This window comes from Peribacillus sp. NPDC094092, from assembly GCF_050279365.1.
Classification (GTDB): domain Bacteria; phylum Bacillota; class Bacilli; order Bacillales; family DSM-1321; genus Peribacillus.
Genome location: NZ_JBNNUC010000001.1, coordinates 1,414,766 through 1,430,661, shown reverse-complemented (window position 1 = coordinate 1,430,661; position 15,896 = coordinate 1,414,766). Strand labels below are relative to the sequence as shown.

Sequence of the window (15,896 nt, the reverse complement as noted above, 5' to 3'; positions counted from 1 at the left end):
GTGAATGTGTGGGATAACAGGCTGGGTGCATTTTCAAAAAGATTTACGGACAAAAACGAAAACACTGGAAAACATGACAAAAACGTTGGCAAAGCGGGGGCCAGACGAAGAAAATGTTTGGAGCGAAGCCCATGTTGCCTTTGGTCATAAACGGTTAACGGTTGTCGATGCGGAAGGCGGAAAACAGCCGATGACGAAAAATCACGAAAACGGCAGATATACACTTTGTTATAATGGTGAGCTATATAACACCGAGGATATTCGTAAACAGCTATTATTAAAAGGATATTCCTTTAACGGTCATTCTGATACAGAAGTTTTACTAACTTCTTATATAGAATGGAAAGAAAAATGCATTGACTTGTTCAATGGGATTTTTGCATTTGCGATTTGGGATGAAAAAGAACAGAAATTATTCGTTGGAAGAGATCGTATGGGGGTAAAACCATTCTTTTACGCGGAAAGGGATGGCGGGTTCATTTTCGGATCGGAGCTTAAGGCGATTCTGGCCCATCCGGATGTTAAAACGGAGATTGATCGTGAAGGGTTGTCTGAAGTTTTTGGTGTTGGTCCATCCCGAAAGCCAGGTTCAGGCGTATTTCATAATATCCAGGAATTAAGGCCTGCCCATGCGCTTACCTTATCAAGGAAAGGCCTCCGGATTTGGAGATATTGGAATGTGAAAAGTGAAGAACACCGGGATACTCTTGATGAGACGGCCGAGAAGGTTCGCTACCTTGTCGAAGATGCAGTCACACGGCAACTTGTATCAGATGTTCCGCTTTGTACCTTTTTATCGGGAGGGCTTGATTCAAGCGCGATAACAGCCATTGCGGCAAACGCCTATCAAAAAGAAGGAAAAGGCCAGCTTCATACGTATTCCATCGATTATGAAGATAATGAGCGCTATTTTAAGGCAAATGATTTTCAGCCTAATTCTGATGGATATTGGATTAAAAAGATGTCGGATACCTTTAACACGGTTCACCATTCGTCGATCATCACTCAAGAACAGTTGACGGAGTATTTAACGGAAGCTGTCCTTGTAAGGGACCTCCCGGGCATGGCGGATGTCGATTCTTCTTTACTTTGGTTTTGTAAGGAAATCAAGCGGGATTTTGTCGTTGGCCTATCCGGCGAATGTGCGGACGAAATTTTTGGAGGTTACCCTTGGTTTCATCGTGAGGATGATTTGAATCGTGCTGGTTTTCCATGGATGAGATCGACCGGGGAGCGGGTATCTTTATTAAAAACGGAATGGCGCGAGAAATTGAAGCTGGAGGAATATGCGCAGGAAGCTTATTTGGCCACCCTTGCTGAAACGCCTAAATTGGAAGGGGAAAGCGGTGTGGCAGCAAAGCGGAGAGAGCTTTTCTATATGAACTTATTATGGTTCATGACGACGCTCCTTGACCGGAAGGATAGGATGAGTATGGGTGCAAGTTTAGAGGTGCGCGTGCCATTTGCCGACCATCGCCTTGTTGAATATGCATGGAACATTCCTTGGGAAATGAAAATGGAAGGCAACCGTGAAAAGGGCATTTTAAGGAAAGCGTTGGAGGGGCTGTTACCTGATGAGGTATTGTATCGTAAAAAAAGTCCATATCCAAAAACCCATAACCCTATATATACGGACCGTGTGCAGGCATGGTTGAAAGACTTACTTATGGATAAAAGTTCGGTCCTGCATGAGTTTTTCGATAAACAGAAGCTAACCGATATAGTAGATTCCAAGGGTGCCGCTTTTAAAGTGCCTTGGTTCGGGCAATTGATGTCAGGTCCACAGTTGCTCGCGCACCTGGCACAAACCCATGTATGGTTCAAAGAATATGATATCCAAATAATCGATTGAAAAAAACGGGGCGGATGATTTTCATTGCCCCGTTTTCATTGCCTCAATGATTGAATGCGAGAATTTTATATTCATAACCAGCCAATTCAAATTCACCTTCCTGTGTGGTTTCTTTTGTTCTTAAATCAGTTAGTGTACGTCCTTTCAGGTCAAATGGGAGAGTAAAGGATTGCTGGACATCCGTCGGATTGATGAGGATCACGACAGAACGTTCCCCATTATACTTTTGGTAGGCCACGATATGTTCATTTCCGGCTGTATCAAGGAATTTGAACTTTCCATCATTGGCAAGTAATCGTTCTTCTTTTCGCAAGAGGATCAATGTCTTAATTTCATTGAAAAGCTCGGTATTTTGTTTTTCTTCTTCCCAGACCATGCATTTTCGGCACCCTGGATCCATGCCCCCGGTTAAGCCGATTTCATCTCCATAGTAAATACAAGGGCTGCCATTGAATGTCAAAAGGATTGCGTGGATGAGCTTGGCCCGGGCTAGATCTTCCCCGCAATCCGTGAAAATCCGCGGTGTATCATGGCTTCCAAGAAGATTGAATGTCACGTCAAAAACATTGGCAGGATAACTGTGATAAATGGCTGTCATTTCTTCCGTGAACTCGCGTGCATTGATGGTTTGTGAAGCGACCAAGCGAAAAACTTGATTGGTAAACGGGTAATTCATGACCGCATCGAACTGATCGCCGCGTAGCCATGGCATCGAGTCATGCCAAATTTCTCCAAGAATATATAGGTCAGGCTTTATATTTTTCACCGTTGTTCGAAATTCACGCCAGAATGGCTGGTCGACTTCATTTGCCACATCGAGCCTCCAGGCGTCTATATCGAACTCCTTGATCCAATAAGCCGACACCTCAAGCAGGTATTCTTTCACCTCCGGATTCGCAGTATTCAATTTTGGCATCGATTCAAAAAAACCGAATGTTTCATAATTGGGCCTGTCCCCTCCCTTAAGAGGGAAGCTGTGTGGGTGGAACCAATCCTTATATTTCGATTTCTCCCCTTTTTCGAGTAAATCCTGAAAAGGGGGGAAATAGTAGCCGCTATGGTTAAAAACGGCATCCAGCATGACCCGGATATTCCGTTTGTGGCATTCGGTTATTAGTTTTTTCAATGTTTCCTTCGTTCCGAATTGCGGATCGATACTCCGATAATCAATCGTATCGTATTTATGATTGGAGTAGGCATGGAAGATTGGAGTGAAATAAATTCCGTTGATGCCAAGATTTTCAAGGTAATCCAAATGTTCAATGATACCTTCGAAGTCACCGCCAAAAAAATTATCCACGGCCGGATCTTCACTTCCCCAAGGTAGCACGCCTTCCGGGTCATTGTCGGGGTTTCCGTTCGCGAATCGTTCAGGGAAAATTTGATACCAAATTGTATCTTTGACCCATTCCGGTGCCCCGAAAACTTCATTTTGATGTAGATAGGGTATCGCGAAATAGCTTCCCGGATCTCGGGGGGGGTCTGTAAAGAATCCCTTTTCCGTGTAAATGGCACTTTCATCTTCTGAGGATACCTTGAACCCATACCGAATTCTCCGGTAGGGAGGATTGACATAGATATGCCAATAATCATAACGGTTATCGCTGCCTGATAAACTCATGGGAAGTTCTTCGTACTGCCACTGCCCATCATGATCAGAAATGTATGGATCCCCAAAAATCAATCCAGCTGAGGAGATATCCTGTTTTTTCGTACGTAGGCGGATATGTAGGGTTTCGGTGTTGATGGTATAGCCGTAATTGTCATTAGGTCTATGGTGGATGGATGAATATTCCATTACAAAACCACTCCAATTCTATAGGTATTTGGGGATGTGAAAAAGGAAACTTTCCGGCTGTTTATGAGTTGGAGGGGCACCATGAAGTTGCACTAAGCCAGGTTAAGTGTTTTTCAATATGGTTATATACCCGATTACAATTGAAAGAAGCACTTATTAACTAAAAAATAACAAAAAGTGTTCATCACTACAAGAAAATAAATACACTGAGGAAAATGTTGTAAAAACCAAAGCCGTTCATATAATGATAACAATAGCTTTGGCACCGTTTTCATTAAGTGGCTTTGTTTGAATGAATGAACTGAAAAACAGTATTATTTGGTGCTTTTGGACATGATAGAATAAACATTTTAAAAAGGAGAATGAAAGTGAAGAAGCTGATTTTTCATTTGTTCATGTCCATGTTTTTGATTATTAGTATAAGTGCCTGTGGTACCAGTTCAGATTTGGAAAATGAAGTAGTGAAAGAAAATAAGAAAAAAGAAGACGAAGCCAGCAATGAAGCGAAGCCGGAAAAATTGATCATTTGGGAGGAAAAGGGTAAAGCAGAGGCGCTAAAGCCGGTGATTGAAGCTTTTGAAAAAGAATATGGAATCAAAGTTGAGCATGAAGAGCTTGAACTAGCTACCGAGATGTATGAGCGGCTTCGAAGTGATGGGCCAATCGGAAACGGAAAGGCCCCGGATGTTGTAACTTTTTCTCATGAAAAAGTCGGGCAAATCGTGAAGGAAGGCTTAATTCAGGAAGTGAAGGTGAAAGATGAAGTATTGAATGCCTTCATTGAACCTTCAATTAGTGGGGAGATGTATCAGGATAAGGTATTTGGATTGCCGAAATCAGTAAACACATCCGTTTTCATTTATAACAAAAAATTGATGTCTAAGGCTCCTGAGACGATGAATGACCTTTATAAAATGGCGAAGAAATTAAGAAAGGGTAACGTGCATGGTTACTATGCCAAATGGAATGATTTCCATGATTCATATGGAGTGATCGCTGGGATGGGAGGTTATATTTTTAAAGATAAGAATGGAAAACTGGAGCCTTCCGACATTGGTTTGAATAATAAGGATGCCATAAAAGGGGCTGCATACATCCAAAAATGGTATAAGGCGGGCTTGATTCCTAAAGGCGACAAAGCAGCGATCGAAGAGTTGTTCATACAAGGGAATTTGGCTTCTATCATGAGCGACGGTGATTCATTTACCGGGAGAAAGGATACAGGAATCGCGCCCATGCCCGAATTGCCCAATGGCCAGCCAATGAAAACGTTGATGGAAATCAAAGGCTGGCATGTAACAGCATTCACAAAACATCCTTATTGGTCTACTAAGTTAGTTGAATATTTGACAAATGATGATCATGCAATGCTGCGTTATGATTTAACAGGGGAAATCCCTCCTAATAAATCAATCAAACACAATGCCGCAATCAAAGAAAATGAAAGGGCACAAGCCATGAGCATACAATTACAATACGCTGAACCAGTGCCGAATATACCGGAAATGAATAGGGTATGGGGACCGATGAATGCAGCCATGGATGAAATAAGCACTCAAAACGCAAAACCAAAAAGGGCCTTGGATAAAGCGGTTAAGACGATAAAAAAAGAACGTTAATCGTGTTCTGCCTTTTTACGATTCAGTAACTATAATCAGTATCACCAATTTGTTCCTTTAGTGTAAAGTTTTTTATAAATTGGATTTGACGTTAAGGGGGCAAAAGGCTAATCTTAAAGGCGTAAAGAGATAGCTAGGAGGAGAGCGGATATGAGAAAAAGAGTGTTATCACTCGCTTTAATTCCGTTGCTTCTTTTTTACGCCATTCCAGTAGGAGCAGCTGAAAAAGAACAACGAACTTGGAAGGATGAAATCGTATATTCATTATTGATCGACAGATTTTTCGATGGGAATACTCAAAATAATGGAGATGCGAACGTGAATGACCCTTCCACGTTTAATGGTGGGGATTTCGAAGGTGTCACGAAGAAACTGAATTATTTAAAAGATATGGGTTATACCGCTATCATCCTTTCACCGATTTTCGCTAATGATGAAAATGGCTATCATGGCGATTGGGTGGCAGATTTTTATAAAACGGATAAACATTATGGGACATTGAAAGAGTTTAAAAAACTCGTGAATGAGGCACATAAACGCGATATGAAGGTAATCATTGATTTTCAAGCAAATAATGTTGGGCCTGACTCCACGTGGCTGGCCGATCCAAAAAAACAAGATTGGTTCCATGAAGAAAAAAGGATTTCCCAGGACAGTAGCCAAAAAGATTTGGAAACAGGCTGGGTCGATGATCTTCCCGATTTGAATCAAGATAATATGGAAACAAGGAAATATTTACTTGATGCTGCCAAATGGTGGATAACGGAAACCGATATCGATGGTTACCGTATAAATAAAGTCCAATACGTAGCAAAAGATTTTTGGAAGGAATTTGTGGATGCAGTCAAATCTGAAAAATCAAATTTCTATACAATCGGCGATGTACAAGGTGATGCCGATTTGATATCAAGCTACAAAAAGACGGGTATCGATGCTTTTATGGCTTATCCACAAAATGCTGAGCTACGGGAAGCTTTTGCTGCACCCGATAAAGAATTGAAACCTGTTTTTAATGCATTTGAGAAAAGCGAAGATGAATTAGGTGGCAATGCCGAGCAGGCATTATTCATGGATACACAGGGAATGCCCCGTTTTACAAAGGATGCTGCCGACCATAATGAAAATCCAGGTTCCAGATGGAGAATGGCGCTGTCGTACCTATATACGATGCCAGGGGTGCCAATCGTATTTTATGGATCGGAAATTGCCTTGAATGGGAATATTGCCCCCGATAATCACAAGTTGATGAATTTTAAAACAGAACAGGAATTGGTGGAATATATAACAAAGCTTTCTGATCTCAGAGACATGTACCCAGCGTTGGTAAAGGGGGATATGGAGCTTTTATATGAAAAAGGTGGAGCTTCGGTATTCAAGCGTGTATATGGAGATGAAACGATTGTAGTCGCCATGAACAATACGACTGAAACTCAAACGATAAATCTTACTGATAAGGAACTTGAAAGCAATAAAGAGTTGAGAGGTATGCTGAATGGGGATCTGGTCCGCAGTAAGGACAACAGTTACTCTATCGTAATCGACAGGGAGACGACAGAAGTCTACACGCTGTCACCTAAATCGATTATTAATATTCCTTACCTGTTAGTCATAGGATTGGTTCTTCTTATTTTTGGTATATTCATTGCTTTGGTTATTAAGCGTTCAAAACGGAACCAACCAAAATAATCATATGCCTCTCGATTGTCGGTAGCCGCCAAACATTGTCCCTAAGGCTTTGTGGAAAACAGGATCGGGAGGTTACAGCATGAATAAGACCTGGTGGAAAGAAGCGGTCTGCTATCAAATATACCCGCGCAGTTTCATGGATAGTAATGGTGATGGCGTCGGTGATATAAAAGGTTTGATTTCAAAGCTTGACTATTTGCAGGAATTAGGGATTGATGTTATTTGGATTTGTCCGTTTTATAAATCGCCTAATGCGGATAATGGCTATGATATTAGTGATTATCAAGCAGTTTCCGATGAATTCGGTTCAATCGAAGATATTGATCTGTTATTGAAAGATGTTCACGGACGTGGGATGAAGGTGATACTCGATCTTGTTTTGAATCATACAAGTGATGAGCATCCCTGGTTCGTAGAGTCACGTTCGTCCCGCGATAATCCGAAACGGGATTGGTATATATGGAGGGATGGGCAGGACGGTCGTGAGCCTAATAATTGGGAAAGCATCTTTTCCGGAAGTGCCTGGAAATTCGATGAAAGGACCAATCAATACTATTTACATTTGTTTGCCGAAAAGCAGCCAGACTTAAACTGGAAAAATACTGATGTACGAAAGGCATTATATGAAATGGTCAATTGGTGGCTCGATAAGGGGATCGATGGCTTCCGGATCGATGCGATCACGCATATTCATAAGCGTGATGGCCTTCCGGATATGCCCAACCCTTATTGGCATCAGTACGTACCAGCGTTTGAAATGCACACTAATCAGGACGGGATTCTGGATTACCTTCAGGAGTTGAAAGAAGAGACTTTCTCTAAGTATGATATCATGACGGTCGGTGAGGCCAATGGCGTCAGGATTGAGCAGGCGGAAGAATGGGTCGGGGAATCGAATGGGAAGTTCAATATGATATTTCAATTTGAACACCTTGGGCTTTGGAATAGGGGACAGAATCACGACGTTGATGTTCAGGGGTTAAAGCGCACAATGACCAAATGGCAAAAGGGGCTGAAAAACAAAGGATGGAATGCTTTGTTTTTTGAAAATCATGACCAGCCAAGAAGTGTATCCACCTGGGGAAATGATCATCAATACTGGTTGGAAAGCGCAAAAATGATTGGGGCCCTATACTTTTTCATGCAAGGTACACCTTTTATTTATCAAGGTCAGGAAATTGGCATGACGAATGTCCAATTTGATTCGATTGATGATTATGATGATGTAGGAATGAAAAACTTTTACCGGATAGAGACCTCCAAAGGTCGTCCGCATGATGAAATCATGAACATTATTTGGCATAGTGGCCGTGATAATTCACGAACACCGATGCAATGGAGTGATATTGAAAATGGCGGTTTCACGCATGGAACACCTTGGATGAGGGTTAATCCCAATTATCGCGCCATTAATGTAGAACAGCAGAAAAATGACCCATCATCCATTTATCACTTTTATAAAAAGATGATTGATCTACGAAAAAAACATCAGGTCCTCGTTTATGGGGAATATGAATTATTATGGGAAGATCATCCCGAACTTTATATTTATACAAGAAACATGAATGATAATTCAGTTATGGTAGTATGTAATTTTAGTATGAATCACCACCGAATCGACCTTTCATACTGGGGTAAAATGGAACTTTTGCTAGCAAATTATGAGGATTGTCCTGAGGTATCCCTTATAGATTTACGTCCATATGAAACGAGGGTTTATCGTTTTTAATAGGTGAATCACCTCTATGGTCCTGATTGGAAATCAGCTTAAAACCTATGTAGTTAGTCGTCTGACTTCTTGATCTTCAATAGCCATGCCGTTTTTTTAGAAGCTGATCATACATCAGCTTCTTTTTGAATTTTAAAACAGAAAGAAAAAAACGGAAAAGTGAGTATTTTCTGAAAAATTGAACAAACATGAAAAAAAGTATGGATATAACTATCGAACTGAGTGTATTATGAATACATACAAAATGTATAAATATAAAATGAATATTAGAGAAGTGTTTATTGGTATTCACCTTGTATTAAATGAAGTCAATAAAGGCTAAGAGGGGAGAGGGGAAATGCATGGCCATAACAATAAAAGATGTGGCACAGTTAGCGAATGTTGCTCCTTCAACAGTTTCTCGAGTGATTGCGAACAATCCTCGGATAAGTGAAAAAACAAAGATACGGGTACGTAAGGCGATGAGTAAATTAGGATACCATCCAAACTTCATTGCACGTAGTCTTGCCAATCAATCGACCAGGATCATTGGCTTGGTAATGCCAAGTTCGTCAAATGATTATTATCAAAATCCGTTTTTTCCGACGATCCTTCAGGGTCTAAGTGAGGGAGCTCAGGAAAATCATTATTCCCTGTTGCTAAGCACGGGAAAAACAGAAGAAGAAATCTACGAAGGAGTAGTGAATATGGTGCAGGGGGGGATGGTTGATGGAATTATCCTGATGTATTCAAGGATGAACGATCACATTCTGACCTATTTGAGAGCGAGGTCTTTTCCATTCGTGATCATTGGGAAACCCTATGATTTTATCGAGGAGATAACATATGTCGATAATGATAATGTCTTGGCTGCCGAACAGGCAACGGATTACCTCATACAGCTAGGACATGAAAGGATTGGATTCATCGGAGGTGACGTAACCCTTATGATGACCCTTGATCGCTTGTCAGGTTATGAACGGGCATTGAAGAGGGCTGGAATCGATCGAAGGAGGGAATATACCCTGCATGAAGATTTTTTGCATGAAGGGGGACAAGCAGCTGCAGAAAGGTTACTATCCATCGATGAACCACCAACCGCTTTGGTCGTCAGTGATGACCTTATGGCACTTGGCATCGTGCATTCACTTCGCGAGATGGGCGTGCGCACTCCTGAAGAAATTTCAATCGTCAGCTTCAATAATGTTCTTTTCTCTGAACTGTCATTACCAGCCCTGACTTCCGTTGATATCAATATTTTTGATTTGGGATATCAGGCCGCTAAGGGCATCATTCAAATGCTGCAGACTGGAGATGCACCTGCTGGGACCATCATTCCACATCATTTCGTGGAGAGGCATTCCTGCAGATCAATCAAGCAGGGTGCAATGGCCATGACTTATTGAACGAAAAAGGGCATTGCATAAAAGCAATGCCTTTTCCTATTCCCGAACGGTGAACCATGGATCTGCAATATAATGACTCCGCATATACTCCTCTATAACCGAAATATCCTGCTTTTGAAAGGGTAAGGCTTATCCGTTTACCACGGTCCCTCCGTTTACATGGATGACTTGTCCGCTGACATAGGATGAATCATCACTAGCCAAATATACATAAGCCGGTGCTAATTCCTCTGGCTGTCCGGCGCGGCCCATTGGGGTATCCTGTCCGAATTTGGCGACATCTTCTTCCCCGAATGAGGCAGGAATCAACGGTGTCCAGATCGGGCCTGGCGCAACGCCGTTCACCCTGATCCCATCTTTTGAAATGGAGTTCGACAAGGCCCTTGTAAATGCCAGTATTGCACCTTTTGTTGAAGAGTAATCGATTAGTTTTGGGTTGCCTTGATAGGCTGTGATGGAGGTTGTATTAATGATGCTGCTTCCTTTTTTAAGGTGCTTCAATGCAGCCTTGGTTAAGTGGAACATCGAGAAAATATTCGTGCGGAACGTTTTTTCCAATTGTTCAGCTGAAATGTCAAGGATACTTGTTTGTACATGCTGTTCACCCGCGTTGTTGACTAGAATGTCCAAACCGCCAAACTCATCAACCGTTTTTTTGACGACATCTTGGCAGAAGGCTTCATCACCGATATCTCCGGAAATGAGTAAACATTTCTGGCCTTCTTTTTCGATCATTTCTTTTGTCGCTTTGGCATCCTCGTGTTCATCCAAGTATGCAACTGTCACATTCGCTCCTTCTTTAGCGTAATAAATGGCAACAGATTTACCGATTCCGCTGTCTCCCCCTGTTATGATTGCCGTTTTACCTTTTAGTTTGCCGCTTCCTTTGTAGGCAGCTTTTACCGAATCTGGGTTCGGCTCCATTTTTGTTTCCAATCCAGGTTGATGCTGTTGATGTTGAGGTGGAAATCCTTGTTTGTTCTGATTTTGGTTTTGGGTAGTCAAGATTAAAACGCCTCCTGTTTAATTATCTATGCTTTTTCTATTCCTTTTTTTAGAAAAATAAAACATGGAAAAAATGACCAAGTTGATCGTGGGCAATTATCTATATAACTAACGGAACATGACTAGTCTTTCCATGTTACATGAAGGAGATTCATTTGAAGAAGAAGGGGGGTGACGGCTATCGAGGCAAAGCTGCAAATAAAAAAAGACCCACCCAAAGGTAAGGTCTTCATACTTAGCGGTAATTTAAGAATTGTACATCGATGGACAGATCAGCGCCCCGGATTGCGGAAATGATCCCTTGCAAATCGTCCCGGTTCTTACCGGTAACACGGATTTGATCATCTTGGATCTGGCTTTTCACTTTAAGACCGCTGTTTTTAATGATGGTATTGATTTTTTTTGCTTGTTCCTTATCGATGCCTTGAATCAGCTTGGCGCGTTGGCGAACGGTTCCGCCGGAAGCCCCTTCTAATTTGCCATAGTCCAGGTTCTTGACTGGTACGTCACGTTTAATGAGTTTACTAATGAGGACATCCTTCAGCTGTTCGAGCTTATATTCATCGTCAGACACTAAAACCAGGTCTTCTTTTTCAATGGTGATGCTGCTTATGCTCCCTTTAAAATCATAACGTGTTTGTATTTCCTTCATAGCCATGGTAACTGCATTCGTTACCTCTGAAAAGTCTACTTTCGAAACAATATCAAATGAATTTTCCTTTGCCATCACTTACCTCCAGCAGGTTTTATTTCCTTTATTATAGAGAATGTGTGATAGGAAGACAACTATCTAAACCATATTAAAAAAGCGAGGGGACAAGCCCCTCGCGTCATTTATGGTCTGTTTTCTTCGAATAGGAGTGCTTACCTGCAGCAAGGTTTTCCTGATAGGCGACATTTTTTTCAGCATTTCTCGCCTGGTTATCTTTTGGCCTTTTGTTGTCATCGGTTGTTTTTGACATAGAGAAAACTCCCTTCCATTATCTGATCAATATATATTGTTCACAATTATGGAAGGGAGTATGTATGTTTATGATTTCCCAGGGGTATCGTTTAAGAAGAAGAGGGCAATTGTACCAGGACCGGCATGTGCGCCAATGACGGAGCCGATTGTATGGATCATGAAATCGGTTGCCCCGAATTCATTTTGAATGGCTTCCTTCCATTCCAGGGCCGTCGCTTCATCATCACCATGACTGATGGCAATCGTTTGGTTTTTTAAATTTTTTCCTCTTTCGTGCATCAATTCGATTACACGTTTGATCAATTTCTTTTTGCCGCGTAACTTTTCAAGCGGAACAAGCTTACCATCTTCTACATGCAATAACGGTTTAATGTTTAATAACCCGCCAACAAGGGCAGATGTCTTGGAGATGCGGCCGCCGCGGGCCAAATACTCAAGGTTATCTACAGTGAATAGATGCTCCATATGCCGGGTTTGGAATTCTATGTCAGCTAGGATTTCTTCTTTAGTGGCACCGTTTGCTGCGAGATCGGCTGCTTTCTTTACAATTAAACCGACGCCCATCGAAGCACATTTCGTATTGACGATTTCGATGTCAAGGTCGGGGTACTCTTCCTTTACCTGATCAAGAATCATCACTGCCGTTTGATAGGTTCCTGATAATCCAGAGGAAAAGGCTATATAAATCCCTTGTTTTTTCTCTTTGGCAAACTGTGTGAAAAGTTCTATAAAGCATTCTGGAGAAGCTTGCGATGTTTTCGGGGCTTTTCCCTCAATCATCGCCTGATAGACTTCGTGAGAATTAATGGTAAGTAAGTCTTCGTAATTTTTCCCGTCAAGATGGACTTGTAAAGGAATTAATGAAACATTGTTTTCCTTATAGAAAGACAACGGCAAATCACATGCACTATCTGCAAGAATTGTGATAGCCATAATACACCTGCTTTCTTTTTACAATTTTTAGAAAATGAGTGGTCACTCTACATTTTAGTGTAGCACGTAACGGTAAAAATTCAATCTCTACGTAAATAGAATAAATAATTAAGGGTAAAAAGATAATAGAATAAGGGTGAAATGGAGGTTTTTAGGATGTACAGTGGTGAAATGAAGAAAATTATCATAGTTGTGGTCGGAGCATTACTGAATGCAATCGCAATGAACTTTTTTCTAATACCGGCAAACGTATATGCAAGCGGCTTTACAGGAGTGGCCCAGCTACTATCAAGGATGATTGGCTCTTTTGCTCCTTTTAATGTATCGACAGGTATTCTATTGTTTATATTGAACATTCCAGTAACGATCATTGCTTGGCGAAAGGTTGGAAAGTCTTTCACTTTTTATAGTTTCCTCAGCGTTGTCTTGATGTCCTTCTTTATGGAAATCATTCCGATTACACGCTGGTCACCTGACATATTATTAAATGCGGTATTCGGCGGAGTCATAGCAGCAGTAGGTGTGGGGATCACTTTGAAATACGGTGCATCGACCGGTGGAATGGATATTATTGCCATGCTTCTGTCGCGGAAGAAAGACAAACCAGTGGGTACTTATTTATTTCTGCTGAATGGCGTGATCATCGTAACGGCAGGTGCTGTTTATGGACCGGAAAAAGCTTTGTACACACTTGTTACCCTTTACACATCGACCCGTGTCGTTGACGCGATTCATACGCGTCATGAAAAGCTTACGGCCATGATCATTACAAAGAAAAGCGAAGAACTTAAACAGGCAATCCATGCTAAGTTAGTTCGCGGAATTACAAGGGTTCCTGCAAAAGGGGCATTCACCAACGAAACTAAGGAAATGTTATTGATTGTCATTACAAGGTATGAACTGTATGACCTTGAAAAGATCATCAAGGAAGTCGATCCGCATGCTTTCACAAACATCATGGAAACTTCAGGAATAGTTGGAACTTTCCGCAGGGAATGATGTCAACAAAAGATTAAGGCCATTACACTTCTATTACAAAAGTCAGTATTTAGGCGTTTTAAGTTTATTGCCTGTATCAAACGGCTAATTCTTATATAGTAGCGCCAATTTAAAATCATGAAGGAGTAATAAAAATGGCTAACGACGAAAAAATGAGCAGACAGGAAGCAGGCCGTAAAGGCGGGGATGCCACTTCTAAAAATCACGACAAGGATTTTTACCGGGAAATTGGGCAAAAGGGCGGAGAAGCCACATCGGATAATCATGAAAAGGAATTCTATCAAGAGATTGGACAAAAGGGTGGAAAAGCCACTGCTAATTCCCATGGTAAAGATTTTTATAAAGAAATTGGTGAAAAAGGCGGTAAGGCACGAAATGACAATGGATGAAAACAACGTAAAAGCCTCCAGGAATCCCTGGAGGCTTTTACGTTATTTAGAGTGGTTTTCCAGCTCTTCCTGGAGTTCTCGCAGTTGTTCTTTTTCGGCCTCGCTCGTATTGGCAAAGGCTGACGAAAGAGCATTCTTAGCGATTTCCTCTATCTTTTGCTGGTCACCGCCATGCTCTGAGTGAAGAGCATTTTTAGCAATTTCCTCGGTCTTATGCTGGTCACCGTCATGCTCAGAGTGGAGAGCTTCTTCAACAAATTCCCTTGCCTTCTGGAATAAATTGTTTCCCATTAGAAGCCACCATAGCTTTGTTCTGACATAATTCTTAACCTGTCTTTTTCAGCCTCTTCAAACGTAGTGTGATAAGGGATTTTTTCGGCATGCCTGGCAACACTTTCTTTGCCTTGCTGTACAAATCGTTTAGATTTACTGCTTTTACCCATTCTTATCTCCTCCGATTCTGAGCGTTGTCGACAACGGAATGGAAGCTGTTGTCCATATTAGTTTGGCTTAAAAGGGAGATATTATGAAGGTAAAAAATGACGTATTAGGCTTTTATATTGAATTTTTCTTCGAGGAAGACCGCTATGCCATCTTCTTCATTCGTCAATGTAGTCGTATTTGCTACCGTTTTTACCGGTGAAATCGCATTTCCCATGGCCACACCGGTTCCCGCGTAATCAAGCATTTCCAAATCATTATCTTCATCACCGAAAGCGATTATCCTGTTTTGGGGAATTTCCAGATAGTTGGATACACGTTTTAAACCTACGGCTTTACTTAACCCGCTTTTTATTATTTCGATGATATGAAAAGGCTCTGCCCAGCGGCGATGATCGACCAATTCTGCATGAACATCGGATAAATGCTGACGGATCTGTCCAACGAATTCACTATCTGTGTGAATTAGCATCGAAGTTGGGGAATCCTGAAGGTAATTGCGCAAGTCACCTGTCTTCATGATCGGATTTCCTACATTGAACATGTTCATCAACTTTTCATCATGATAATGAACATAAACATCATCCCGGACTTCTGCGATGATGTTGTGAAATTTAAAATTATCACACGCTTCAACAATATCTTTGGCAACACTTATATCCAGTGGAGAGTGGTATACCCCCCAGCTTGTATGTAATGGGTGATGGACGAAAGCGCCATTGAAATTAACGATGGGTGTAGTCAACCCCAATTCCCGGTAATAAAGTTCACTTGAACGAAAGGGACGCCCGGTAGCGATCATAACTTCGTGTCCATCTTCTTTTAATTTCAGGAGTGTTTTTTTAGTCCTTGAAGAAATTGTTTTGTTATCTGTAAGTAAAGTACCATCAAGATCCAATACGATTAAATGTTTCTCTGCCATGTACACACCTTCTGTTCTTTTTGATTTCATTATATGCAAATATTGTTAAGCCTATTTTAAAGTAAATGTAAATCTTTTTCATTCTTTATGCATTCCTGTATGATATTACTATATCCAGGATCATGATGAATTAAAGAGTGGAATGATGAATGCCATTTAAATGGTATTGATTGA

General features: G+C 41.3%; 14 protein-coding genes and 1 pseudogene. 7 read left to right on the top strand and 8 right to left on the bottom strand.

What is annotated here, in order from left to right; all coding sequences use genetic code 11:
* Nucleotides 1-4: 4 nt before the first annotated feature.
* Nucleotides 5-1,852 carry an asparagine synthase (glutamine-hydrolyzing) gene (asnB, locus tag ACQKNS_RS06850; protein ID WP_427641749.1) on the top strand — a complete coding sequence of 616 codons (1,848 nt, stop codon included), beginning with the start codon at nt 5-7 and terminating at the stop codon, nt 1,850-1,852.
* Between the two features lie 43 nt (nt 1,853-1,895).
* Here the strand turns inward: asnB and ACQKNS_RS06845 are convergent, their stop codons facing one another.
* Entirely contained in the window at nt 1,896-3,650 is a 1,755-nt protein-coding gene (locus tag ACQKNS_RS06845; protein ID WP_427641748.1) for a glycoside hydrolase family 13 protein, read from the bottom strand.
* 368 nt (nt 3,651-4,018) lie between these two features.
* Here ACQKNS_RS06845 and ACQKNS_RS06840 point away from each other — a divergent pair, with 368 nt between their 5' ends.
* From ACQKNS_RS06840 to ACQKNS_RS06825, 4 genes are all read left to right on the top strand, one after another.
* Nucleotides 4,019-5,269 (top strand): extracellular solute-binding protein, encoded by a 1,251-nt coding sequence (locus tag ACQKNS_RS06840; RefSeq protein ID WP_427641747.1) that lies wholly within the window; start codon nt 4,019-4,021, stop codon nt 5,267-5,269.
* A gap of 150 nt (nt 5,270-5,419) precedes the next feature.
* Nucleotides 5,420-6,955 carry an alpha-amylase family glycosyl hydrolase gene (locus tag ACQKNS_RS06835; RefSeq protein WP_427641746.1) on the top strand — a complete coding sequence of 512 codons (1,536 nt, stop codon included), beginning with the start codon at nt 5,420-5,422 and terminating at the stop codon, nt 6,953-6,955.
* A gap of 79 nt (nt 6,956-7,034) precedes the next feature.
* Nucleotides 7,035-8,684, top strand: coding sequence for a glycoside hydrolase family 13 protein (locus tag ACQKNS_RS06830; RefSeq protein WP_427641745.1), 1,650 nt, complete (start codon nt 7,035-7,037; stop codon nt 8,682-8,684).
* Nucleotides 8,685-9,025: 341 nt separating this feature from the next.
* A complete protein-coding gene (locus ACQKNS_RS06825) occupies nt 9,026-10,069 on the top strand; it encodes a LacI family DNA-binding transcriptional regulator (protein ID WP_427641744.1) in 1,044 nt (347 codons plus the stop codon).
* A gap of 129 nt (nt 10,070-10,198) precedes the next feature.
* Here the strand turns inward: ACQKNS_RS06825 and ACQKNS_RS06820 are convergent, their stop codons facing one another.
* From ACQKNS_RS06820 to ACQKNS_RS06805, 4 genes are all read right to left on the bottom strand, one after another.
* Entirely contained in the window at nt 10,199-11,074 is an 876-nt protein-coding gene (locus tag ACQKNS_RS06820) for an SDR family oxidoreductase (RefSeq protein WP_427641743.1), read from the bottom strand.
* A gap of 235 nt (nt 11,075-11,309) precedes the next feature.
* Nucleotides 11,310-11,801: a YajQ family cyclic di-GMP-binding protein gene (locus ACQKNS_RS06815; protein ID WP_063232211.1), complete on the bottom strand. Its 492-nt coding sequence runs from the start codon at nt 11,799-11,801 to the stop codon at nt 11,310-11,312.
* Nucleotides 11,802-11,904: 103 nt separating this feature from the next.
* The gene (locus ACQKNS_RS06810; RefSeq protein ID WP_076367185.1) at nt 11,905-12,036 is read right to left on the bottom strand and encodes a DUF3941 domain-containing protein; all 132 of its coding nucleotides are present in this window, start codon (nt 12,034-12,036) and stop codon (nt 11,905-11,907) included.
* 68 nt (nt 12,037-12,104) lie between these two features.
* Complete coding sequence (locus ACQKNS_RS06805) at nt 12,105-12,971, bottom strand: DegV family protein (RefSeq protein ID WP_427641742.1); 867 nt, start codon at nt 12,969-12,971, stop codon at nt 12,105-12,107.
* A 156-nt stretch (nt 12,972-13,127) separates the two neighbouring features.
* Between ACQKNS_RS06805 and ACQKNS_RS06800 the strand changes: the two genes are divergently transcribed.
* Together ACQKNS_RS06800 and ACQKNS_RS06795 are read left to right on the top strand one after the other, a co-directional pair.
* On the top strand, nt 13,128-13,970 hold the full coding sequence (locus tag ACQKNS_RS06800) for a YitT family protein (RefSeq protein WP_427641741.1): 843 nt from the start codon (nt 13,128-13,130) through the stop codon (nt 13,968-13,970).
* 134 nt (nt 13,971-14,104) lie between these two features.
* Nucleotides 14,105-14,353: pseudogene (locus ACQKNS_RS06795) on the top strand (KGG domain-containing protein); the annotation flags it as partial.
* 48 nt (nt 14,354-14,401) lie between these two features.
* Here the strand turns inward: ACQKNS_RS06795 and ACQKNS_RS06790 are convergent.
* The 3 genes from ACQKNS_RS06790 to ACQKNS_RS06780 form a co-directional block, all read right to left on the bottom strand.
* Nucleotides 14,402-14,650 (bottom strand): DUF3813 domain-containing protein, encoded by a 249-nt coding sequence (locus tag ACQKNS_RS06790; protein ID WP_427641740.1) that lies wholly within the window; start codon nt 14,648-14,650, stop codon nt 14,402-14,404.
* Complete coding sequence (locus tag ACQKNS_RS06785; RefSeq protein ID WP_164468789.1) at nt 14,650-14,802, bottom strand: hypothetical protein; 153 nt, start codon at nt 14,800-14,802, stop codon at nt 14,650-14,652. Before ACQKNS_RS06785 ends, ACQKNS_RS06790 begins: the two co-directional genes overlap by 1 nt.
* A gap of 104 nt (nt 14,803-14,906) precedes the next feature.
* Complete coding sequence (locus tag ACQKNS_RS06780) at nt 14,907-15,722, bottom strand: Cof-type HAD-IIB family hydrolase (RefSeq protein WP_427641739.1); 816 nt, start codon at nt 15,720-15,722, stop codon at nt 14,907-14,909.
* Nucleotides 15,723-15,896: the final 174 nt, after the last annotated feature.

Coding starts and splice junctions, on each gene's coding strand:
- ACQKNS_RS06845 (WP_427641748.1), bottom strand. CDS start 3,650: ATGGAATATTCATCCATCCACCATAGACCTAATGACAATTACGGCTAT.
- ACQKNS_RS06815 (WP_063232211.1), bottom strand. CDS start 11,801: ATGGCAAAGGAAAATTCATTTGATATTGTTTCGAAAGTAGACTTTTCA.
- ACQKNS_RS06790 (WP_427641740.1), bottom strand. CDS start 14,650: ATGGGAAACAATTTATTCCAGAAGGCAAGGGAATTTGTTGAAGAAGCT.
- ACQKNS_RS06810 (WP_076367185.1), bottom strand. CDS start 12,036: ATGTCAAAAACAACCGATGACAACAAAAGGCCAAAAGATAACCAGGCG.
- ACQKNS_RS06805 (WP_427641742.1), bottom strand. CDS start 12,971: ATGGCTATCACAATTCTTGCAGATAGTGCATGTGATTTGCCGTTGTCT.
- ACQKNS_RS06830 (WP_427641745.1), top strand. CDS start 7,035: ATGAATAAGACCTGGTGGAAAGAAGCGGTCTGCTATCAAATATACCCG.
- ACQKNS_RS06800 (WP_427641741.1), top strand. CDS start 13,128: ATGTACAGTGGTGAAATGAAGAAAATTATCATAGTTGTGGTCGGAGCA.
- ACQKNS_RS06825 (WP_427641744.1), top strand. CDS start 9,026: ATGGCCATAACAATAAAAGATGTGGCACAGTTAGCGAATGTTGCTCCT.
- ACQKNS_RS06780 (WP_427641739.1), bottom strand. CDS start 15,722: ATGGCAGAGAAACATTTAATCGTATTGGATCTTGATGGTACTTTACTT.
- ACQKNS_RS06785 (WP_164468789.1), bottom strand. CDS start 14,802: ATGGGTAAAAGCAGTAAATCTAAACGATTTGTACAGCAAGGCAAAGAA.
- ACQKNS_RS06835 (WP_427641746.1), top strand. CDS start 5,420: ATGAGAAAAAGAGTGTTATCACTCGCTTTAATTCCGTTGCTTCTTTTT.
- asnB (WP_427641749.1), top strand. CDS start 5: ATGTGTGGGATAACAGGCTGGGTGCATTTTCAAAAAGATTTACGGACA.